Genomic DNA, 20,469 nt, shown 5'->3' with positions numbered 1-20,469 from the left:
GGCCGCGGCCTGCTGTTATTCGTGTGACTTGTGTGACAGATGGGACCTGACTCGCAGGTGGGGCTCCAAATGTGAGAAGGGTCACTTTTCGGTAACGGCGCCCCTCGTTCCAGCAGGGGTTGGAGGCTTTACAAGCCGCTTATTCGATCTTGACAACTTTGCTGTCACTTTGCCGGATCGTGACCTTTCGGCGTAGCTTCTGGCGTCGCGGTGCTCCAGCCAGGTCGCCGCCAACCGACATCGAACCCCGGCACCGTGGTCGATGTGGACGCATAAAGATCCATTGGCCGAGTCCGTGCAGTCAGGAGGCACGGAGCCGGGGAACCACAGATCCCTGATCGTCCCCCAGGGATCAAGGGGTGAATCGGCGCGCATGGCGTGCCGTAGGGCGAGTCTTCCAGGCCCGAATCCGTCAGCTAACCCGGTAGGCGTTCGTGGAAGACCCAAGGAGAAATCCTGTCTACTCCCCTGCATAACCCCCGTCTGTCTCGCCTTGCCCTGAGTGGGGTGGCACTCACGATGACCGTGACGGCCGGAGGTCTGGTCCTCCATGCCCCAGCGGCTCAGGCGGCGACGACAGAGACGGCCGTCAGCTTCACCGTCAAGGCGGCGACCACCGCCAAGTCGGCGAGGGCGGCCACATTCGCTCGGCAGCAGTCGAGGGCCCGGAAGGCGGTAACCGTGGCCAAGGCCCAGATCGGTGACCCGTACCGGTACGGGGCCACCGGGCCCGGCTCGTTCGACTGCTCCGGTCTTGTCCAGTACGCCTGGCGCAAGGCCGGGGTCAAGCTCCCCCGCGTGGCGGCAAGCCAGTTCGCCCGCATCAGGAAGAAGGTCTCCTGGAAGCATCTCCAGCCGGGTGACCTGATGTTCTTCCACGGGCTTGGCCACGTGGGCATGTATGTCGGAAACGGCAAGATGATCCACTCGCCGAAGACCGGTGAGAGGGTCCGGATCGACAAGCTCAGCGGATGGCGGAAGTCGACGTTCGCCGGAGCGGTCCGACCCGGGCTCTGACCGTCACGAAGGCCCCGCCCCATTTGTGGGGCGGGGCCTTCGTGCTTACCATCGAGCATCGTGTCCGCGCAGGTGAGCCGCAAAATGGTGATCGCGGGCCTGCTGCTGCTCGGGCTCGTCGCCGCCGGCGCGCCCCAAATCCCGCGAACCCCGCCCGCCGCGAGCGCCCAGGCGGTCCGGGGCGAGGTGTCCGTCGTCGCCGGTCCCGGCGCGGACCCGAAGCTTCTCCGCGACCTCGCCGGCCGGGCCGACACCGCGGCGCGGCGGGTCGCGCGCGTCCTGGGCGGGCGGGTGACGGCGAAGGTCGTGGTCCCCGCCTCCGCTGCCGAGGCGGCCCGGATGGCCGGAGTGGGTTCCGTGGCGGGGCTGGCCGCGCTGGCCGACGGGGACCGGGTGATCGTGGTGCCAGACGGCTTCGCCCGGCTCACCCCGACCGGCCGCGACGTGGTCCTCACCCACGAGCTCACCCACGTCGCCGCGGGGACGAAGGGACTGCCCGCGTGGCTCTACGAGGGCTTCGCCGACTACGTGGCCTACAAGGACTCCGGCCTGAGCCTGCCCGTGGCCGCGGCGGAGCTCAGGGCCGAGGTCAGGGCCGGCCGGGTGCCGCGCGCGCTGCCGGGTCCCGGCGGGTTCGCGCCGGGCGCCGTACGGCTGCCGCAGAGCTATCAGGAGGCGTGGCTGGCGTGTCGGTTCCTGGCGGAGCGCTTCGGTGAGGAGAGGCTGGTGGCGCTCTACCGCGACGCGCGGGCCCGTGGTGTGGACCGGGCGCTGCGCGCGACGGTAGGACTTGACGTCGCGCGGCTGACCGGGATGTGGCGCGACTACGTGCGCGAGCGACTGGGGTGACATCGATGATCGACACGGCGCCTGACGACCTCACCGAGGACGCGCGGCCGTCGCGGGGGACCGGTATCGCCATGGTGGTCCTGGGGGCGCTGATCATGGCCGTCGTGATCCTCACCACGCCGTGGCGGGCGCTGCCGCCCGAGGCTCCCTACGTCCCGCCCGACCCGGCGCGCGACTTCACCGCGGCGCAGATCGCCCGCGCCGACGCCTTCGACGCCGCCACCAGCGTCCCCGGCAACCTCTCGCTCGCGCTGACGATCGTCTTCGCCGGCGTCCTGGTCGCCACGCCCTTCGGCGCGCGGCTGCTGGCCCGGCTGCGGGGGCCGCGATGGGTGCGGATCGTGCTGGGCGTGCTGGTGCTGACCGCGATCGTCGAGCTGCTGCGCTGGCCGCTGGGCATGTGGTTCGAGACGATCCTCCGCCAGTACGGCCTGTCCACGCAGAACTGGGCGAGCTGGACCGGCGACCGGCTCAAGGGCATCGCGATCAGCGTGGTGATCCTGTCGGTCATGCTGATCGTGCTGATGGCGCTGGCGCGCAGGCTCAGACGCTGGTGGATCCCCGCCGCCATCGGCGCCGCGCTGTTCACCGTGGTGGCCTCGTTCGTCTACCCCGTCGTGGTCGAGCCGCTCTTCAACGACTTCCGCCCGCTGCCCTCCGGGCCGCTGCGCACCAAGCTGCTCGGCATGGCCACCCGGGCGGACGTGCCCGTGGAGGACGTGCTCGTGGCCGACGCCTCCAAGCGGACCAGGGCGCTCAACGCCTACGTCTCGGGGTTCGGCGCCACGCGGCGCATCGTCGTCTACGACACGCTGCTCCAGGCGCCGGAGAAGGACATCGAGCTGGTCGTGGCGCACGAGCTGGGCCACGCCGAGCACCAGGACGTCATCTACGGCACGCTGGTCGGCGCGCTCACCGCCGCCTTCGGCGCGGGGCTGCTGTTCGTGGTCTTCCCCCTGGTACGACGGCGCGGCGGCGTCGCGTCGATCGCCGATCCGCGCGCGGTGGGCGTGGTCATCGGACTGATGAGCCTGGCGACCGTGCTGTCCGGGCCGGGGGAGAACCTCGTCAGCCGCCACGTCGAGGCCAGCGCCGACGCCTTCGCGCTGGACCTGACAAGGGACCCCGCCACGTTCGTGTCGATGCAGAAGCGGCTGGCCGTAGCCAACATTTCCGACTTGACGCCGAATGTTGTGGAATATGTGCTCTATGCCTCGCATCCGACGGCGCCTCAGCGCATCGCCATGGCCCGCTCCTGGGCCCTGTTGAACGGCTCTCCAGTACCACCATGAGGAACGTCGTGATCGTCACGAACGACTTTCCCCCGCGGCCAGGCGGCATCCAGTCGTTCGTGCAGGGGCTGGCGCTGCGCACGCCCGGTGTGGCGGTGTACGCACCCGCGTGGCAGGGGTGCGCCGAGTTCGACCGGCGGCAGCCGTACGAGATCGTGCGCCATCCCACCTCGCTCATGCTGCCGACGCCCGCGGTGGCGCGGCGGGCGGCTCGGCTGGTCGCCGAGCACGGCGCGGACACGGTCGTCTTCGGCGCGGCGGCGCCGCTCGGGCTCATGGCGCCCCGGCTGCGGGAGGCGGGAGCGCGCCGGATCGTCATGCTGACGCACGGGCACGAGGCGTCCTGGGCCGCCACGCCGCTGTTCCGCGAGGCGCTGCGGCGGATCGGCGAGCACGCGGACGTGGTGACGTACCTGGGGGAGTACACGCGTGCCCGGCTGGCCACCGTGATCGCCCAGGAGAAGCTGGTACGGCTGGCCCCGGGCGTCGACGTGGACCTCTTCCACCCCGCCGCTCCCGGGGAGGGCCGGCGGCCCACCGTGCTGTGCGTGTCGCGGCTGGTGCCGCGCAAGGGGCAGGACCAGCTCATCAGGGCCTGGCCGCGGGTCCTGGCCGCCGTGCCGGACGCCGAACTCGTCCTGGTGGGCGGTGGGCCCGACAGGAGGCGGCTGGAACGGCTGGCTGGCGGGGCGCCGTCGATCCGCTTCGCCGGGAGCGTGCCCGCCGAGCGGCTGCCCGGGTACTACGCGGCGGCCTCGGTGTTCGCGATGCCGTGCCGTACCCGGCTGCGCGGGATCGACGTGGAGGGGCTGGGAATCGTCTTCCTGGAGGCGTCGGCCAGCGGGCTGCCGGTGGTGGCGGGAGACTCGGGCGGCGCTCCTGACGCGGTACGGCACGGCGAGACGGGTCTCGTGGTCGACGGGACCGACGTGGCGGAGGTGTCGGCCGCCCTGGTCGAGCTCCTCACCGACCCGGAGCGGGCCAGGAAGCTGGGCGCCGAGGGCCGCCAGTGGGTTGCCAGGGAGTGGGCGTGGGACCTCGTCGCCGCCCGGTTCCGCGCCCTACTCGATTGACAGCATACTGTCGACACGACAGCATGCTGTCATGAAAGCGTTCTTGATCGACGTTCCGCGGGCCGCGCTCGACGACCTGGCCGGGCGGCTGAAGGGGATCGAGGAGCCCGGACTGGCCGCGTACTGGCGCGACCGGTACGACTGGCGGGCCTGGGAGGCCAGGCTCAACGCGCATCCGCAGTTCACCACCGAGATCGACGGGCAGCGGATCCACTTCCTGCACGTGCGCTCCGCCTCGCCGGGGGCGTTCCCGCTGATCCTGACGCACGGGTGGCCGGGGTCGGTGGTGGAGTACCTGGACCTGATCGAGCCGCTGGCCGGGTACGACCTGGTGATCCCTGCGCTGCCCGGGTTCGGGTTCTCCGGGCCCGCCACCGGGTGGGACCGGCACCGGACGGCGGGGGCGTGGGCGGAGCTGATGCGGCGGCTGGGCTACGGCCGTTACGGGGCCGTGGGCAACGACCTGGGCACGTTCGTCTCGCTGGAGCTGGGGCGGCTCGATCCCGGGCACGTGGCGGGGGTGCACGTCACGCAGGTCTTCTCGCTGCCCGACGGCGGGCCGCTGGAGCTGGCTCCCGAGGACGCCGAACGGCTGCGCGCCGACCGGGAGTTCATCACGCGGCGCGGCGCCTACCTGAGCGTGCACGCCCTGCAGCCGGAGATCGTGGCGCCGGCGCTCGACGACTCGCCGGCCGGGCTGCTGGCCTGGAACGGGCAACTGTTCGGCGAGGCGGTCTCCGCCGACTTCGCGCTCACCAACGTCACTCTCTATTGGCTGACCGGCACCGGCGGCTCGGCCATCCGCTTCTACCACGAGGATGCCCGCGCCCCGCATCCTGCCGAGCCCACCGCTTTCCCGATCGCCGTCTCGGAGTTCACGGGCGACATCTTCCGCTCGATCCAAGCCCTGGCCCGCCGCGACCACGCGAACATCGTCTCCTGGCGCACTCACGAGGGCGGCGGCCACTACGCCGCCCACCAGGCCCCGCAGACCCTGGCTGACGACATCCACGCCTTCTTCGACGGGCTCCGCTGATCCCGCCCGGACGGGTTCCGGGCCCCGTGACGGCGGGCGATCGAGCCCACGGTCAGGCTGGAGGACATCCTGGACCATGGGTCGTGCCGAGGAAGGCACGCAGCAGGCGGGCCAGCTCGCGCTGGTCCTCGGCGGGCATGCCGCGGAAGATGTCCTCGCTGACCTGCTGTTGCAGGCGGGCGATCTGGTCGATCGTGCCGAGTCCCGCGTCGGTGAGCGCGAGCCGGAAGGCCCGCCGATCTCCCGGATCCGGCTTCCTGGTGATCAGGCCATCGGACTCCAGCGCGTCCACCAGCGGGGTGACCGCCCGTCCGCTGACGCCGAGCACGTCCGCCAGATCCCGCATGCGGCTGTCCTGGCGGTGATGGAGGGTGGTCAGCAGGCGCACCTTGGCGGGCGAGAGCCCGTGCTCGCCGAACCTGGCCCTGCCCTGCTGCGTGAAGGCCCGGTACGCGGCCACCAGCAACTCGCCCAGCTCGGTCGCTCCACTTGACATTCGAGCGTCTTCCTTCCCACACTGTCAGCACGGCAAATACTGAACTATGTAACTATCCAGTAGTTCAGTACATCTGATTCTACGGGAGGGACTGTCATGGACAAGCCGCTGATCCTCGTCGCCGGGGCAACCGGCAACCAGGGCGGCGCCGTCGTGGACGCGCTGCTCGAACACCCGGACCGGTGGCGGGTGCGTGCCCTGACCCGAGATCCTGTCGGCGCGCCCGCCAAGGCGCTGGCGGCGCGGGGCGTGGAGGTCTTCGCCGGAGACATGGCGGACAGGGAGTCGCTGAAGCAGGCGCTGAAGGGCGCCTACGGCGTCTTCGGCGTGCAGAACTCCCGGACCGCCGGGCTGAAGGGGGAGGTCAAGCAGGGCATCACGCTGAGCGACGCGGCCAGGGCCGCAGGCGTCGAGCACTTCGTCTACGCCTCCGTGGGTGGGGCCGAACGGGTGCGCGGCATCCCGCACTTCGACACCAAGTGGGAGATCGAGCAGCACCTGCGGGCCACCGGGTTGCCTGCCACCGTGCTGCGCCCGACCACGTTCATGGACGTGTTCACCATGCGCGGGGTCTCCGTCGGGCTCGGCATGATGGCCGCCGTGCTCGGACAGAGCACCTCCCTGCAGATGATCGCCGTAAAGGACATCGGCGTCTTCGCGCGGCTCGCCTTCGAGCAGCCGGACACGTACACCGGCCAGGCGCTGGAGCTGGCCGGAGACCAGCTCACCGTGCCTGAGATCGCCGCCACGCTCAAAGCCATGGGCAGGCAGGGACGCTACGCGCGCATCCCCCGGGTGCTGCTGCGGACCATGGGCAAGGAGGCACGCATGCTGTTCTGGTTCGGGGAGTCCGGATACGACGCTGACATCCCCGCTCTGCGGAATCGGCATCCCGGTCTGCTCACGCTCAGGGCGTGGCTCGCCCGGACCAGCGGGCAGGTGGCGGCATGATCCTGGTCACCGGGGCCACCGGCAACGTCGGGCGCGGCATCGTAGGGCGCTTGACCGCGGCGGGTCACAAGGTCAGGGCGCTCACCCGGAACCCTGACACGGTGTTCGACGGTGCGGAGGTCGTCGTCGGCGATCTCGATGAGCCAGGCACGCTGCGCGACCTCCTGACGGGCGTGGACACGGCGTATGTGATGGGCCTGGGCCCGCGGGTGACCGAGCAGGTCGCCAACGTCGTGCGCACCGCGGAAGGGCTCCGGCGCATCGTGCTGATGTCCTCGCTGAGCGTTGAGCCGGCACGGGGAGGTGTCGTCGCTCGTTGGCACCGCGAGGCGGAGGACACGGTGCGACGGTCGGGCATCCCGTGGACGTTCCTGCGCCCCGGCGTGTTCACCTCCAACGCTCTGCAATGGGCGGCGTCGATCCGCGCCGAGGGCGTCGTCCGATCGATGACGGGCGATACGCCGGTGGCGCCGATCCACCCGGACGACATCGCGGCGGTCGCCGTGACGGCGCTGCTGTCGAGCGGCCACGAAGGCCGCGCGTACTCGCTGACCGGCCCTGAACGCACGACTCCATCCGGCCAGACCCGCCTGCTCGGCGAGCTGCTGGAACGGCCGCTGACCTTTGAGGAGGTGCCCGCGGAGGCCGCGGTGCGCGCCATGACGGCCTTCGGCACCTCGGAGGAGGAGGCCGAGGAGAGCGTGCGCTCGTTGCGTCAGGACGGCCCGTTCGGCACCCCGCTGCCCACCGTCCACGACCTGACGGGCCTGGCACCGCGCACCTTCCGCGACTGGGCGTCCGAGAACCTCGACGCCTTCAGGTGAGCGCCCGCCGGAGTACGGCGGGCGGCCGGTGGGGCGGCCCGCCGTACAACAGCAAGATCATCCTTTCGTGGATCCCAGAGTCAGGCCGGCGACGAACTGCTTGTGCAGCATCTGGAAGACGATCAGGGTGGGCAGCGCCACCAGCACCGAGCCGGCGGCCAGCAGGTTGTAGTCGGTGAAGAACTGCCCGCGCAGGTTGTTCAGCGCCGAGGTGACCGGCAGCTTGTCGCCCGACGACATCAGCACCAGCGCCCACAGGAAGTCGTTGTACATCCAGGTGAACTGCAGCGTGCTGAGCGCCGCCAGCACCGGCCGGCACAGCGGCAGCGTGAGCTGCCAGTAGCGCCGCCACACCGAGGCACCGTCCACCAGCGCGGCCTCGGAGATCTCCTCGGGGATCGTCCGCATGAAGTTGGACATCACGAACACGCAGAACCCGAACTGGAAGGCCACGTGGACGAGGATCAGCCCGAGATAGGAGTCGTAGAGCGACTGCGAGTCCGAGATCCACGACGGCAGCGGGATCAGCGTGTAGAGCGTGTACAGCGGCGTGATGAGCACCTGCGGCGGCAGCAGGTTCCCCGCGGTGAAGACGATCAGCAGCGCCTTGCGGCCGGGGATGCGCAGCCGGGAGATCGCGAACGCGGTGAACGAGGCCAGCGCGAGCGTGATCAGCACGCCGGGGATCACGATGATCAGCGTGTTCAGATAGTACTTGGGCAGGTTCGCCTCGCTCCACGCCTGCCCGTAGTAGCCGAGCGTCAGGTGCTCGGGCAGCGAGAAGTAGCCCAGCCGCGACGTCTCGTCGTAGGGGCGCAGCGAGGCGTAGACGGCCAGCACCAGCGGCAGGATCCAGCCCAGCGCCACCACCGACAGGAAGGCGTAGAGCAGGATCCGCAGCGGCCTGACCGGCTTGCGGGGGGCAGTCCGCGGCCGGTCGGCGGTCTTCGACGCGGTGGGTGCGGTGAGCGTCATCGTTCCTCCCTGAACAACTGCGACAGGTAGGTGACGATGAAGCCGAGCGAGATCACCAGCAGGATCACCGCGATGGCCGAGCCGAACCCGATCCGGCTGGCCTCGCCCACGATGTTCTCCGTGACCAGCACCGACAGCAGCTCCAGCCCGTTGCGGCCCTTGTTGATGGCGTAGACGATGTCGAAGGCGCGCAGCGCCTCGATCACCGTGATGACCAGCACGATCACGTTGACAGGGCGCAGGGTCGGGAACACGACGCGGAAGAAGGCCTGCGCCTCGTTGGCCCCGTCGATCGCGGCGGCCTCCTTCAGCGCCGGGTCCACGGCCTTGAGCCCGGCCAGGTAGATGATCATGACGTAGCCGACATGGCGCCACCCGGCGGCGATCATCACGACCCAGATGTTGATGGCCCGATCGCCCAGCCAGTCCACCTTGAGATGAAATATCGAGTTAAGGACGCCGTAGTCGGAGGAGTAGACGAGCTGGGCGATGAAGCCCACGACGGCCAGCGACAACACCACCGGCATGTACAGAGCGCTCTGGTACACCCGTGAGAAGCGCAGCTTCCGATCGAGCAGCACCGCGCAGAACAGCCCGAACGGCGTGGCGATCAGCCCCAGGAACCCCAGCCACAGCAGGTTGTTCCTGACGGCCGACCAGAAGGGCGGGTAGTCCGTGGCCAGCTGGCCGTAGTTCTCCCCGCCCACCCCCCTGATCGGCCCGATCCCGTTCCAGTCCGTGCCGGACAGCGCGACCGAGGCCAGCGTGGGCCCCCAGATGAGGCCCACGTTGACCACGATGGCCACCCCGAGTCCGCCCGCCAGGAGCATCTTGTCCCGGGTGGAATAGCGTCGGGTCTTCATCACTGGAAGATGTTGGCCTTCTGCTTCTCGATGCTCGCCAGCAGCGAGTCGATGTCGTTGGGCTTGGTGATGAACGTCTGCAACGACGGGATCATCACCGTCGAGGCGAAGTCGGGCCTGGTGTCTCTGTCGAGGAACTGGGCGATGTGCGTGGCCTGGTTGACCAGCTCGGCGCCGCGCTTCTGCAGCGAGCTGTAGCCGCTGGGGTCGGCCTTGGAGCTGGCCGCCAGCGTGCCGGGGTCGAGCTTGGTCGCCATGTTCTGCGTGGCGGCCTGGGCGAAGTGCTTGAGCAACACCTTGGCGCCGTCCACGTTCTTGGCCTTGGCCGAGATCATGTAGCCGTCGATGGGCGCGTCGATGGAGTCGGTACCGAAGGACGGGTTGATCTCGGGGAAGGTGAAGAAGTCGAGGTCGTCGCGCTCGTTCTCAGGGAACTGCTGGGCCACGAACATGCCCAGCAGGTACATGCCGGTCTTCTTCTGCTGCAGCGACTGCCCGGCCTCCTGCCAGGTACGGCCGAGCGCCGCCGGCTGGTGGTACTCCAGCAGGCCCCGCCAGGTGTCGAAGACCTGCTTGACCTTCGGGTCCGTCCACGACTCCTTGCCGCCCATCAGCGAGATGTGGAAGTCGTAGCCGTTCATCCGCATGTTCAGGATGTCGAAGGTGCCCATCGCCGGCCAGCCGTCCTTGTCGGCGAAGGCGATCGGGATGAGCCCGTCGGCCTTCATCTTCTTGGCCAGCGCGATGTACTCATCCAGCGTCTTGGGCGGCTGGTAGCCCTTCTGCTGCCACAGGCTCTTGCGGTAGAAGACCGCCCACGGGTAGTACGTCGACGGCACGAAGTACTGCTTGCCGTCCTGGCCGGTCGAGGCGGCCTTGAAGGCGGGGGTGTAGTCGGCGCTGATCTCCTGCCACACGTCCGAGATGTCCGTGGCCAGGCCCTGCGCGGCGAAGAACTGCATGCGGTAACCGGCGAACCAGGTGAACACGTCGTCCGGCGTGCCCTTGAGGTAGCGGTTGATGTTCTCCTGGAACGTGTTGTGGTCAACCGTGTTGATCTTGACCTGGGCCTGCTTGAACGCCGCGATCTGCGTCTCCAGGCTCTTCTTCGGGATCTCGTCGGAGGCGTTGGAGCCGAGCGTGACCGTGCTCAGCGCGCCGGAGCTCTTGCCGGCCGTGGTCGTGTTCGTGCCTGTGCCGCACGCCGCCAGGACCGCCGGCACCCCGAACGCGGCCGCGGCGCCCAGCAGCATGTTCCTGCGGGAGATCGATTGTTGGGCCATGGTGACTCCTCCTTGCCCGGAACCCTCAGATTCCCCCGAGTTCGCTCATCTTCATTCATCGAAAATCCAACAAATCGGACTGTCAAACAACGGTTTCATGTCGGAAGTCCTACGGCGCGCTCCCTAGCCGCATGACCACCGCGATGACCAGCGGCGCGTCTTATCGGGAAGGGTTGGCAAGTCACCAGAACCGCGCAAGACTCACCACTGGATTCGTGGAAAAGCTGTGACATGATGCGCCCAGGGCATGTCGGAAACTGTGGGAACCCGGTGGTGCGATGCTCGCCCGGCAACGACAGCAGGCGATCCTGGACCTGGTCCGGCTCAACGGCGGCGTGCGCGTCGTGGACCTGGTCCGCGAGTTCGGCGTCTCGGACATCACGGTCCGCCGCGACCTGGAGGTGCTGGCCGAGCGCGGCCTGCTGGCCAAGGTGCACGGCGGCGCCACCACGCTGGAGGCGGGCTCCACCGACGAGCCCGGCTTCGCCGCCAAGTCCGTGCAGCAGGAAGACGAGAAGCAGGCCATCGCCAGGGCCGCCGCCCGCCTGGTACGGCCGGGCAGCGCGGTCGCCTTGTCGGCGGGGACCACCACGTGGACGCTGGCACACCACCTGGCCGCCATGCCGGGGCTGACCGTGCTGACGAACTCCATCAGGATCGCCGACGTCTTCCAGCGCGGCGGCCGCCCCGACCAGACCGTCGTCCTCACCGGCGGCACGCGCACGCCCTCGGACGCGCTCGTGGGCCCCGTCGCGGTGGCCGCGATCCGCCAGCTCAACGTGGACGTGCTGCTGCTCGGCGTGCACGGCATGACCGTGCGGGCCGGCTTCACCACGCCCAACATGATGGAGGCCGAGGCCGACCGGGCCATGGTCGAGGCCGCCGGCCGCCTGGTCGTGCTGGCCGACCACACCAAGTGGGGCACGGTGGGCATCAGCACCATCGCCCCGCTCGGCGAGGCCGACGTGCTGGTGTGCGACGCCGGCCTGCCGGAGTCGGCCAAGAGCGCGCTCGCCGAGCAGGTCGGCGAGCTGGTCATCGCCTAGCCCTTGGTGGCGCCTCCCGTCAGCCCCTTGACGAACTGCTTCTGCAGCAGCAGGTAGAAGATCAGGATCGGCAGCGTGGCCAGGAACATCAGCGCGAACATCCCGCCGAAGTCCGCCGCGTACTGCCCCAGCGACTTGTAGATCCCCGTCATGATCGTCGTCCCCTCGCGCGGGCCGTAGATGATCAGCGGGTTGAGGAAGTCGTTCCAGATCCACACTCCCAGGAAGATCAGCACGCTCGCCGTGGCCGGCCGCAGCAGCGGGAAGACGATCCGCCAGAACGTCTGCCAGCGCGAGGCCCCGTCGATGGCCGCCGCCTCCTCCAGCTCCCTGGGCACGCCCTTCATGAAGCCCGAGAACACGAACACGCCGAAGGGCACGTAGTAGCCCACGTTGAACAGGACCAGCCCCTGCAGCGTGGACATCAGCCCGAACGCCTTGAGCACCTGCGTGATCGGGATGAGGATCACCTGCGGCGGGATCATCAGCCCGCACAGCAGCAGCACCATGATCGTCTTGGACCACCAGGTGTCCTTCCTGGCCAGGTAGTGCCCGAGCATGGCCGACAGCAGCGTCAGGATCACGATCGACAGCCCCGTCACGATCACGCTGGTCCGCAGCGACGCCCAGAACAGGCTGTCCGGGCTGGTCAGCACGCGCACCAGGTTGTCCAGCGTGGGCGGCGCCGGCAGCGACATCGCCCCCGCCGCGACCTCCCTGCTCGGCTTGAACACGTTGATCAGCGCGATGTAGAGCGGGATGAAGAACACCCCGCCCACCACCAGCGCCACCAGCGAACGCCTCACAGCTGCACCTCCCTCCGCTGCAGGATTCTCAGAGCCAGTACGGCCAGCGCCGCGATGATCACGAGCATCACCACGGCCTCGGCGCTGGCGTAACCGGTGCGGTTCTCCACGAACCCCTCCTGGAGGATCACGAAGGCCACCGTCGCCGTGGTGCCCGTGCCAGGCCCGCCGTTCGTGATCACCTTCACGTGGTCGAAGATCTTGAACGCGGAGATCAGCAGGACCACCGTGTTGATCGTCAGCGCCGGGGCCAGCAGCGGCCAGGTGATGCTGCGGAACCGCCGCACCGGCCCCGCCCCGTCGATGGCCGCCGCCTCGGCCAGCTCCTGCGGCACGCCCTGCAGCCCGGCCAGGTAGACCACCACGCAGAAGCCGAGCATCTGCCAGCAGACGATGGAGGCCAGGGAGTACAGCGCCAGGTCGGGATCCGACAGCCAGCCCGGCGGCTGGCGCACCCCCAGCCCGCGCAGCGCCTGGTTGATCGGCCCGTCGTCGGCCAGGATGCGCGTCCAGATCACGCTGATGACCACCGAACTGATGACCATCGGCGTGAAGAACACGCTGCGCAGCGCGTTGTAGAGCCAGCCCCTGCGGTCCAGCAGGACGGCGATGGCCACCCCGAGGACGTTGGGCACGATCACCACGATCAGCGTGAGGATCGTGGTCACCTTCAGCGACTGCAGGAAGGTGTCGTCCTGGAACAGCAGCTTGTAGTTACGCAGCCCCACGAACTGGGTCTTCGGCCGCAGCAGCGCCTGGTTGGTCAGGCTGTAGCCGAAGCTCAGCCCGATCGGCAGCACCACGAAGCAGAAGTAGATCAGCGTGCCGGGGGCGGCGAAGGTCAGGAAGTGCCAGAGCCCAGGCCCCCTGCGCGGCCGCGCGGCCGCCTGCGCGTGCCTGGGCTCACGGCGTGTCTCGGTGTCGACCGCCATCGCTCAGCCGGACTTCTCCCACTCGGTATCCAGGAACTGCAGCGCCTGGTCGACGTTCTTCTTGCCGCTGACCAGGTCCTGCGCCGTGGACCAGAATTTGCCCTGCATGCCGGGCAGCATCGCCGCGTCGCCCGCCTCCCACGAGAACGCGGGGACGGTCGCGTTGGACTGCTGCGCCTGCTGCCACAGGTCGTAGGTGGCCTTGAACACCGGGCCCGTGTCGGACGGCGGCGTGTAGCCCTTGATCGCCGGGAACAGCGCGTCGGCCTTGACCGAGGCGTCCAGGTTCTCCTTCTGCAGCTGGAAGGCCAGCGCGAACTTCTTGGCCGCGGCCGGGTTCTTCGCGCTCGCGCTCACCGACAGGCCGCCGCCGGTGAAGGTCGGCATGTGCAGGCTGCCGTCGTCGCTCGGCCAGGCGAACACGCCGATGTCGTCCTTGATCGGCGACTTGTCGGCCGCCGCGGCGAACCAGCTGCCCATCGGGTACATCGCGCCCTTGCCCGCCAGGAACGCCTCCTGCGTCTTGGGGTAGTCCTGGCCGATCTGCCGCTTGTCGATGTAGCCCTTGGCCGCCAGGTCGGCGAACTTCTGCGTGGCCGACCTGAACGCCGCGTCCGTGGCGAACTTCGCGTCACCGCTGCGCCGCTTGGCCATCCAGTCGGACGTCTTGGCGTACAGGTCGTTGGCCAGCAGCGCCGTCCACGGCTGCGAGGTGACGAACACGCCGCCGCTGACGAACGGCGTGACGCCCTTGCCCTTCAGCTTCTCGGCGTCGGCCAGCAGCTCGGCGTAGGTCTTGGGCGGGGCGGAGATCCCGGCCTTCTGGAAGAGCTTCTTGTTGTAGTAGACGTTGGGGATCGTCTGGGTGTTGGTGGGCAGCTGCAGCACCTTGCCGTTGACGGCGCCGCAGGTGGGGCACAGGAAGTCCGTGAGCTCTTCCTGCGACCAGGGCGCCAGGTTCGGCTCGAGCGCCACCAGGTCCTGCATGCCGATCTGCACGTCGGGCAACTGGCCCGAGGCCGCGAGCTGCTTGGCGTAGTCGTTGCGGTCGGACTCCGAGGGGGCGGAGACCAGCTCCACCTCCAGGTCCGGATTCGCCTTGGTCACCAGGTCGACCTGGGCCTTCCAATACGACTCCGGGAGGTTGGGCGAGGGGAAGACCAGGAAGGAGACCTTCTGTTTCCCGGGCGCCGACGACGTCGGCGCCGTCGAGCTCTGAGAGCCGCCACCGGACGAGCACGCGGTGAGGCCCAACGCCGCGGCTAACATCGCCGCGAACATCTTGTGCACTGTGGTCATCCTCCTGAACCGCCGATTCGTTAAGAACTCTTACTATCAAGAGGTAGGATCACTAGTATGTGATTTGGCCCACAGCTGTCAAGAGACGGGTTCCAGAAGGGCGAAAGATAGGATCACTGCACACGCCGTACGGCATGCCAAAGGAACCCCGCCGCGCGGGGTTGGGAGAGAATCGGACGTCAGGCGCCGTACAGGGCGTCGACGTCCTTGGCGAAGTCGCGCATGACGACGGCACGCTTGATCTTCAGCGTGGGCGTCAGGTGACCCGACTCCTCGGTGATGTCGACGTCGAGGATGGTGAACTTCTTGACCTGCTCGGCGTGCGACACCGTGCGGTTGGCCGCGTCGACGGCCGACTGGACCTCGGCCAGGATCTCCGGGTCCGTACGCAGCTCGGCCAGGGTCGCGCCCTGCCGGTTGTGCGCCGTCTTCCAGTGGTCGAGCGCCTCGGGGTCGAGCGTGACCAGCGCCCCCACGAACGGCCGGCCGTCGCCGACGACCATCGCCTGGGAGACCAGCGGGTGGGCGCGCATGACGTCCTCCATCGGCCCGGGCGCCACGTTCTTGCCCGCCGCCGTGACCAGGATCTCCTTCTTGCGCCCCGTGATGCGCAGGTAGCCGTCGGCGTCCAGCTCGCCCAGGTCGCCGGTGTGGTACCAGCCCTCGGCGTCGCGCGCGGGCGTGTCGTTGTTCCAGTAGCCGTCGAAGACGTGCCGGCCCTTGACCAGGATCTCGCCGTCCTCGCCGATGGCGACCGTGACGCCGGGCAGCGGCTTGCCGACCGTGCCGAACTTGTTGGCGCCCGGGATGTTCACCGTGGAGGGGGCGGTGGTCTCCGTCAGCCCGTAACCCTCGAGGATCTCGATGCCCACGCCGTGGAAGAAGCGGCCGAGCCGCTCACCGAGCGCGCCGCCGCCGCTGATGCAGTAGCGCAGGTGGCCGCCGGTGGCCGCGCGCAGCTTGCCGTACACCAGCCGGTCGAACAGGGCGTGTCGCAGCCGCAGGCCGAGGCCTGCGCCGCCGGAGGACTCGGCCTTGCTCCACTCGACGGCCGTCGCGGCCGCCTGCGCGAAGATCTTGCCCTTGCCCGAGGCGGTCGCCTTCTGCTCGGCGCCGATGTAGACCTTCTCGAACACCCGCGGCACGCCCAGCATGAACGTGGGGCGGAAGGAGGCCAGGTCGGGCGCGACGTTCTTCATGTTGGGCGTGTGCGCCAGGATCGCGCCCGCCTCGATCACCGCGACCTGGATGAGCCGGGCGAAGATGTGCGCCAGCGGCAGGAACAGCAGCGCGGACGGGTCGGGGATGGTGAACAGCCGCTCGGCCGGGCCGTGGATGGCGTTGCGCGCGGTGAACAGCAGGTTGTCGTGGGTGATCCGGCAGCCCTTGGGACGCCCCGTGGTGCCGGAGGTGTAGACGATCGAGGCAAGGTCGGCTCCGCCGACCTTGGAGCGGCGCTCCTCGGCGTCGGTCGCGGAGACGTCCTGCGCGTCGAGGGCGTCCTCGACGCCCCAGACCAGTTTGAGGTCGGGCGCGGCCTCACTGATCGCCGCCAGGTGCGGGTCGAGTTCGTAGAAGGCGGCCTTGGCGCCGCTGTCGGACAGGATCCACCTGACCTGCTCGACCGAGGACGTCTCGTAGATCGGCACCGTGACCGCTCCGACCGACCAGATGGCGTAGTCGATCAGCGTCCACTCGTAGCGGGTGCGCGACATCAGCGCGACGCGGTCGCCGTGCTCGATCCCCGCCGCCACCAGGCCCCTGGCCAGCGCCACCACCTGGTCGCGGAACTCGCCCGCGGTGACGGCGGACCACGCCCCCTCCGCCTGGCGCCGCATGATCACGGAGCCGGGCTCCTGCTCGCCGCGGCGGAACACGGTGTCGCTCAGGCTCGCCGAGGCGGGCACATCCACCAGCACGGGGACGCTGTACTCGCGCACGCTGCTCACTCCTCGTCGGGGGACGTCCTTCCCGAATCACACTCTAGTGGCCGCCCGCTCGTAGGATTTCCGCATGCGGGTCCATGTCGTGAGCGATGTCCACGGGAGGGCCGACGCGCTCGCGCGTGCGGGCGACGGCGCGGACGCGCTGATCTGTCTGGGCGATCTGATCCTGTTCATCGACTACGAGGACAACGCCCAGGGCATCTTCGCCGACCTGTTCGGCGCCGCCAAGGCCGAGGAGTTCATCGCGCTGCGCACGGCCAAGCGGTTCGACGAGGCCAGGGCCATGTCCGCCGCGCTGTGGGCGACCCTGGACGGCGATCCGCGCGACCACATCGAGCGCAACGTCAGGAAGCAGTACCAGGCGCTGTTCGAGGCGATGCCCGAGCCCGCCTACCTCACCTACGGCAACGTGGACGTGCCGCGCCTGTGGGCGGACTACACCAAGGACGGCCACCACGTGCTCGACGGCCAGACGGCCGAGATCGGGGGATGGCGCTTCGGGTTCGTCGGCGGCGGGCTCAGGACCCCGTACCGCACGCCGTACGAGATCAGTGACGAGGAGTTCGCGGCGAAGGTGGCCGCGGTCGGCGAGGTGGACGTGCTGTGCTGCCACATCCCGCCGGCGGTGCCCGAACTGCTGTACGACACGGTGGCCAGGCGCTTCGAGCGGGGCAGCGAGGCGACGCTGCAGGCGATCAGGGAGACCCAGCCGCGCTACGCCCTGTTCGGGCACGTGCACCAGCCGCTCTACCAGCGCACCCGCATCGGCAGGACCGAATGCGTGAACGTTGGTCATTTCCGTGGAAAGGGCGTCCCGTACATCCTCGAATGGTGACCCGAACGGTAACGTGGTCGCATGGCTGATCGCACCAGTTCGAGCATCACGATCGACGCCGACCGCGCCAGCGTGATGGCGGTCATCGCGGACTTCCCCGCGTACCCCGAGTGGGCCGGGCAGGTGAAGAGCGCCGAGGTCCTGACCACCGACGAGCAGGGCCGGCCGGCCAACGTCAGGTTCGTCCTGGACGCCGGGGTGATCAGCGACACCTACACCCTGAGCTACCACTGGGACGACGACCAGCAGGTCACCTGGCAGGTGGTCGAGCCCGGCAAGATGATCGCCGAGCTCGCCGGCAGCTACACCCTCAACGGGAGCACCGAGGTGACCTACGAGCTCGCCGTCGACCTCAAGGTACCGATGATCGGCATGATCAAGCGCAAGGCCGAGAAGGTCATCGTCGACACCGCGCTCAAGGGGCTGAAGAAGAGGGTCGAACGCCGGTGAGGGTCCTGCTCTTCACGGGCAAGGGCGGCGTCGGGAAGACCACCGTCGCGGCCGCCACCGCCACGCTCGCGGCCAGGCGCGGACTGAAGACGCTGATCGTCTCCACCGACACCGCGCACTCGCTGGCCGACGCGCTCGGCGTCGAGCCCGGCGAGGTCGCGCCCGGCCTGCACCTGCACCAGGTCGACACGCAGAAGTCGCTGGAGCGCCACTGGGGCGAGCTGCAGGACTACGCCCGCGGCCTGCTGACGGAGCTGGGCCTGGACCAGGTCACCTCCGAGGAGATCACGGTGCTGCCCGGCGCCGAGGAGGTCATCGCCCTGCTCGAGCTGCGCGAGCACGCCCAGGAAGGCCGCTGGGACGTCATCGTCGTCGACTGCGCGCCCACCGCGGAGACGCTGCGGCTGCTGGCCCTGCCGGAGGCGCTCGACTGGCACGTCACCCGCCTCCTGCCGGTCGGCCGCAAGATCATGAAGATCGTCTCGCCGCTGATGAAGACGGTCGCGCGCGTCAGCGCCCCCGGCGAGGAGGTGATGAGCGCGGGCGAGCGCTTCCACCGCGGCCTGATGGAGGTGCGCGAGCTGCTCACCGGTGAGCACGCCTCCGTCCGCCTCGTGCTCACCCCCGAGTCGGTGGTGCTCGCCGAGGCCAGGCGCACGCTCACCTCGCTCAACCTGTACGGCTACCGCGTCGACGCGGTCGTGGCCAACCGGGTCTTCCCGGCCGGCGGCGCCGACGAGTGGCGCGCGCAGTGGGTGGCCGCCCAGTCCAGGCTGCTGACCGAGGCCGAGGAGTCCTTCGCGCCGCTGCCCGTCCACGTCGTGCCCTACCTGCCCGCGGAGCCGGTGGGCGTGAACACGCTGGCGAAGGTGGGGCAGGAGCTGTACGGCGACACCGACCCGTTCGCCAACCCCGACGTCGAGCCGCCGCTGCGGCTGTCGGCCGACGAGCTGACCCTGGCCCTGCCGGGCGCCGACCGCGACGAGGTTGATCTGGCGCGCAAGGGGGACGAGCTGATCGTGACGGCCGGGCCGTACCGCAGGATCCTGGCCTTGCCCGCGGCGCTGGCCCGCAGGAAGATCAGCGGGGCGGCGCTCCGCGACGGCTTCCTGCGGGTACGGTTCGTGTCAGGAGGGCCTGATGACTGACAACAGCAACGAGCGGGATCCGATCGGGACCGTGGCGGAAGAGGCGCGCAAACTCTTCGACACGATCCAGGGCAAGGCCACGCGCCACGTCGGCAAGACCGTGATCAACACCGTCACCGGAGGCGGCGGCGGGCATAAAGAACGCGACGTGTGGGAAGAGGCGGTTTCCGAGCCCGAGCACGAGGAGTACATCTGCCGCGCCTGCCCGGTCTGCCGGGCGATCGCGGCGCAGCGCGAGTCCGGCTCCGACGTGGCCGGGCATCTGGTCGCCGCGGGCGGTGAGCTGTTCGCCGCGGTCCGCGGCGCGCTGGACGCGCTGAGCAGGCCGGCCCCCCGCAGGCCGCGCGACGACCAGAGTCGCGACAACGTCGAACACATCGACCTGGGATAAGGGGTAGGCGGGGCAATGCTCACGATCGGAGTGGACATCGGCGGCACCAAGGTCGCCGCGGGCGTGGTCGACGAGGACGGCAAGATCCTCCAGGAGACGCTGCGGCCGACCGCGGCCGACCGGCCCGACGTGGTCGCCGAGACCGTCGCGGACGTGGTCCGCGAGCTGTCGGCCGGCAGGGACGTCGAGGCCGTCGGCGTCGGCGCCGCCGGATTCATCGACGAGACCCGATCGATCGTGCGCTTCGCCCCGAACCTTGCCTGGCGCGAGGAGCCGCTGCAGAAGAAGATCAGCGGTCTGGTCGGCCTGCCCGTCGTGGTGGAGAACGACGCCAACGCGATGGCCTGGGGCGAGACCAGGTTCGGCGCGGGCCGCGGCCAGACGCACGTCATCTGCATCACCGTCGGCACCGGCATCGGCGGCGGCCTGGTCTTCGACGGCAAGCTGTTCCGCGGGCGCTGGGGGATGGCCGCCGAGCTCGGCCACATGCAGGTCGTGCCCGACGGGCGGCCCTGCGGCTGCGGCAACAACGGTTGCTGGGAGCAGTACGCCAGCGGCAACGCGCTCGTGCACGACGCCCGCTACCTGGCCGACGTGCAGCCGCATCGCGCCAGGATCCTGCTGGGGGTGGCCGAGGGCAAGATCGAGGGCGAGCAGGTGACCGAGGCCGCCCGCAAGGGCGACGAGGCCTCGCTCAGGGCCTTCGCCAACATCGCCGACTGGCTCGGCCAGGGCATGGCCGACCTGGCCGCCGTCCTCGACCCCGGCTGCTTCATCATCGGCGGCGGCGTCTCCAGGGCCGCCGACCTGTTCATCGACCGCGCCCGCGAGACGTTCGCCGCGCGCCTGACCGGCCGCGGCCACCGCCCCGTCGCCGAGGTCCGGCTGGCCGAGCTGGGCCCGTGGGCGGGCGTGGCCGGCGCCGCGGACCTGGCCAGGCAGCGCTGACGGGATTAC

At 69.5% G+C, this 20,469-nt stretch carries 21 protein-coding genes and 1 riboswitch; of the genes, 13 read left to right on the top strand and 8 right to left on the bottom strand.

Features of this window, described 5'->3' with window-relative positions:
* The first annotated feature begins 275 nt into the window (after positions 1–275).
* Positions 276–446: riboswitch (cyclic di-AMP (ydaO/yuaA leader) on the top strand.
* Between the two features lie 61 nt (positions 447–507).
* Genes ACIBHX_RS11880 through ACIBHX_RS11860 form a run of 5 tightly spaced genes read left to right on the top strand, consistent with a single transcriptional unit; the run spans position 508 to position 5,267 of the window.
* Positions 508–1,017 (top strand): C40 family peptidase, encoded by a 510-nt coding sequence (locus ACIBHX_RS11880; RefSeq protein ID WP_397066673.1) that lies wholly within the window; start codon positions 508–510, stop codon positions 1,015–1,017.
* A 60-nt stretch (positions 1,018–1,077) separates the two neighbouring features.
* A complete protein-coding gene (locus ACIBHX_RS11875) occupies positions 1,078–1,866 on the top strand; it encodes a hypothetical protein (RefSeq protein ID WP_397066671.1) in 789 nt (262 codons plus the stop codon).
* Positions 1,867–1,871: 5 nt separating this feature from the next.
* Positions 1,872–3,158: a M48 family metallopeptidase gene (locus ACIBHX_RS11870; protein WP_397066669.1), complete on the top strand. Its 1,287-nt coding sequence runs from the start codon at positions 1,872–1,874 to the stop codon at positions 3,156–3,158.
* Positions 3,155–4,231, top strand: a complete 1,077-nt coding sequence (locus tag ACIBHX_RS11865) for a glycosyltransferase family 4 protein (RefSeq protein WP_397066667.1) — start codon at positions 3,155–3,157, stop codon at positions 4,229–4,231. The genes ACIBHX_RS11870 and ACIBHX_RS11865 overlap by 4 nt, the downstream gene beginning before the upstream one ends.
* A gap of 31 nt (positions 4,232–4,262) precedes the next feature.
* The gene (locus tag ACIBHX_RS11860; RefSeq protein WP_397066665.1) at positions 4,263–5,267 is read left to right on the top strand and encodes an epoxide hydrolase family protein; all 1,005 of its coding nucleotides are present in this window, start codon (positions 4,263–4,265) and stop codon (positions 5,265–5,267) included.
* 52 nt (positions 5,268–5,319) lie between these two features.
* Here ACIBHX_RS11860 and ACIBHX_RS11855 read toward each other — a convergent pair whose 3' ends face one another.
* On the bottom strand, positions 5,320–5,763 hold the full coding sequence (locus tag ACIBHX_RS11855; protein ID WP_397066663.1) for a MarR family winged helix-turn-helix transcriptional regulator: 444 nt from the start codon (positions 5,761–5,763) through the stop codon (positions 5,320–5,322).
* 96 nt (positions 5,764–5,859) lie between these two features.
* On the opposite strand from ACIBHX_RS11855, the gene ACIBHX_RS11850 reads away from it, so the two are divergent.
* On the top strand, positions 5,860–6,714 hold the full coding sequence (locus ACIBHX_RS11850) for an NmrA/HSCARG family protein (RefSeq protein WP_397066662.1): 855 nt from the start codon (positions 5,860–5,862) through the stop codon (positions 6,712–6,714).
* A complete protein-coding gene (locus ACIBHX_RS11845) occupies positions 6,678–7,538 on the top strand; it encodes an SDR family oxidoreductase (RefSeq protein ID WP_397066660.1) in 861 nt (286 codons plus the stop codon). The genes ACIBHX_RS11850 and ACIBHX_RS11845 overlap by 37 nt, the downstream gene beginning before the upstream one ends.
* A 57-nt stretch (positions 7,539–7,595) precedes the next feature.
* Here ACIBHX_RS11845 and ACIBHX_RS11840 read toward each other — a convergent pair whose 3' ends face one another.
* Genes ACIBHX_RS11840 through ACIBHX_RS11830 form a run of 3 tightly spaced genes read right to left on the bottom strand, consistent with a single transcriptional unit; the run spans position 7,596 to position 10,659 of the window.
* Positions 7,596–8,513, bottom strand: a complete 918-nt coding sequence (locus ACIBHX_RS11840) for a carbohydrate ABC transporter permease (protein ID WP_397066658.1) — start codon at positions 8,511–8,513, stop codon at positions 7,596–7,598.
* Positions 8,510–9,376 (bottom strand): carbohydrate ABC transporter permease, encoded by an 867-nt coding sequence (locus ACIBHX_RS11835; RefSeq protein ID WP_397066656.1) that lies wholly within the window; start codon positions 9,374–9,376, stop codon positions 8,510–8,512. Before ACIBHX_RS11835 ends, ACIBHX_RS11840 begins: the two co-directional genes overlap by 4 nt.
* Positions 9,376–10,659 carry an ABC transporter substrate-binding protein gene (locus ACIBHX_RS11830; RefSeq protein WP_397066655.1) on the bottom strand — a complete coding sequence of 428 codons (1,284 nt, stop codon included), beginning with the start codon at positions 10,657–10,659 and terminating at the stop codon, positions 9,376–9,378. The genes ACIBHX_RS11835 and ACIBHX_RS11830 overlap by 1 nt, the downstream gene beginning before the upstream one ends.
* 278 nt (positions 10,660–10,937) lie before the next feature.
* On the opposite strand from ACIBHX_RS11830, the gene ACIBHX_RS11825 reads away from it, so the two are divergent.
* Positions 10,938–11,705, top strand: coding sequence for a DeoR/GlpR family DNA-binding transcription regulator (locus ACIBHX_RS11825; protein WP_397066653.1), 768 nt, complete (start codon positions 10,938–10,940; stop codon positions 11,703–11,705).
* Here ACIBHX_RS11825 and ACIBHX_RS11820 read toward each other — a convergent pair.
* From ACIBHX_RS11820 to ACIBHX_RS11805, 4 genes are all read right to left on the bottom strand, one after another.
* The gene (locus ACIBHX_RS11820) at positions 11,702–12,511 is read right to left on the bottom strand and encodes a carbohydrate ABC transporter permease (RefSeq protein WP_397066651.1); all 810 of its coding nucleotides are present in this window, start codon (positions 12,509–12,511) and stop codon (positions 11,702–11,704) included. The genes ACIBHX_RS11825 and ACIBHX_RS11820 overlap by 4 nt on opposite strands.
* Entirely contained in the window at positions 12,508–13,443 is a 936-nt protein-coding gene (locus tag ACIBHX_RS11815; protein WP_397066649.1) for a carbohydrate ABC transporter permease, read from the bottom strand. Before ACIBHX_RS11815 ends, ACIBHX_RS11820 begins: the two co-directional genes overlap by 4 nt.
* Positions 13,444–13,446: 3 nt before the next feature.
* Positions 13,447–14,742 carry an ABC transporter substrate-binding protein gene (locus tag ACIBHX_RS11810; RefSeq protein ID WP_397066647.1) on the bottom strand — a complete coding sequence of 432 codons (1,296 nt, stop codon included), beginning with the start codon at positions 14,740–14,742 and terminating at the stop codon, positions 13,447–13,449.
* Between the two features lie 179 nt (positions 14,743–14,921).
* On the bottom strand, positions 14,922–16,682 hold the full coding sequence (locus ACIBHX_RS11805) for an AMP-dependent synthetase/ligase (protein ID WP_397066645.1): 1,761 nt from the start codon (positions 16,680–16,682) through the stop codon (positions 14,922–14,924).
* A 73-nt stretch (positions 16,683–16,755) separates the two neighbouring features.
* Between ACIBHX_RS11805 and ACIBHX_RS11800 the strand changes: the two genes are divergently transcribed.
* Genes ACIBHX_RS11800 through ACIBHX_RS11780 form a run of 5 tightly spaced genes read left to right on the top strand, consistent with a single transcriptional unit; the run spans position 16,756 to position 20,460 of the window.
* Positions 16,756–17,523 carry a metallophosphoesterase gene (locus ACIBHX_RS11800; protein ID WP_397066643.1) on the top strand — a complete coding sequence of 256 codons (768 nt, stop codon included), beginning with the start codon at positions 16,756–16,758 and terminating at the stop codon, positions 17,521–17,523.
* A gap of 21 nt (positions 17,524–17,544) precedes the next feature.
* The gene (locus tag ACIBHX_RS11795) at positions 17,545–17,973 is read left to right on the top strand and encodes an SRPBCC family protein (RefSeq protein WP_397066641.1); all 429 of its coding nucleotides are present in this window, start codon (positions 17,545–17,547) and stop codon (positions 17,971–17,973) included.
* Positions 17,970–19,121: an ArsA family ATPase gene (locus tag ACIBHX_RS11790; protein WP_397066639.1), complete on the top strand. Its 1,152-nt coding sequence runs from the start codon at positions 17,970–17,972 to the stop codon at positions 19,119–19,121. Before ACIBHX_RS11795 ends, ACIBHX_RS11790 begins: the two co-directional genes overlap by 4 nt.
* Positions 19,114–19,512 (top strand): DUF5304 family protein, encoded by a 399-nt coding sequence (locus tag ACIBHX_RS11785; protein ID WP_397066637.1) that lies wholly within the window; start codon positions 19,114–19,116, stop codon positions 19,510–19,512. The genes ACIBHX_RS11790 and ACIBHX_RS11785 overlap by 8 nt, the downstream gene beginning before the upstream one ends.
* Before the next feature lie 15 nt (positions 19,513–19,527).
* Positions 19,528–20,460 (top strand): ROK family glucokinase, encoded by a 933-nt coding sequence (locus ACIBHX_RS11780; protein ID WP_397066636.1) that lies wholly within the window; start codon positions 19,528–19,530, stop codon positions 20,458–20,460.
* The last annotated feature ends 9 nt before the right edge of the window (positions 20,461–20,469 follow it).

It is taken from the genome of Nonomuraea sp. NPDC050536 (assembly GCF_044457685.1).
Classification (GTDB): Bacteria; Actinomycetota; Actinomycetes; order Streptosporangiales; family Streptosporangiaceae; genus Nonomuraea.
This window is presented reverse-complemented; position numbering and strand designations above follow the sequence as displayed.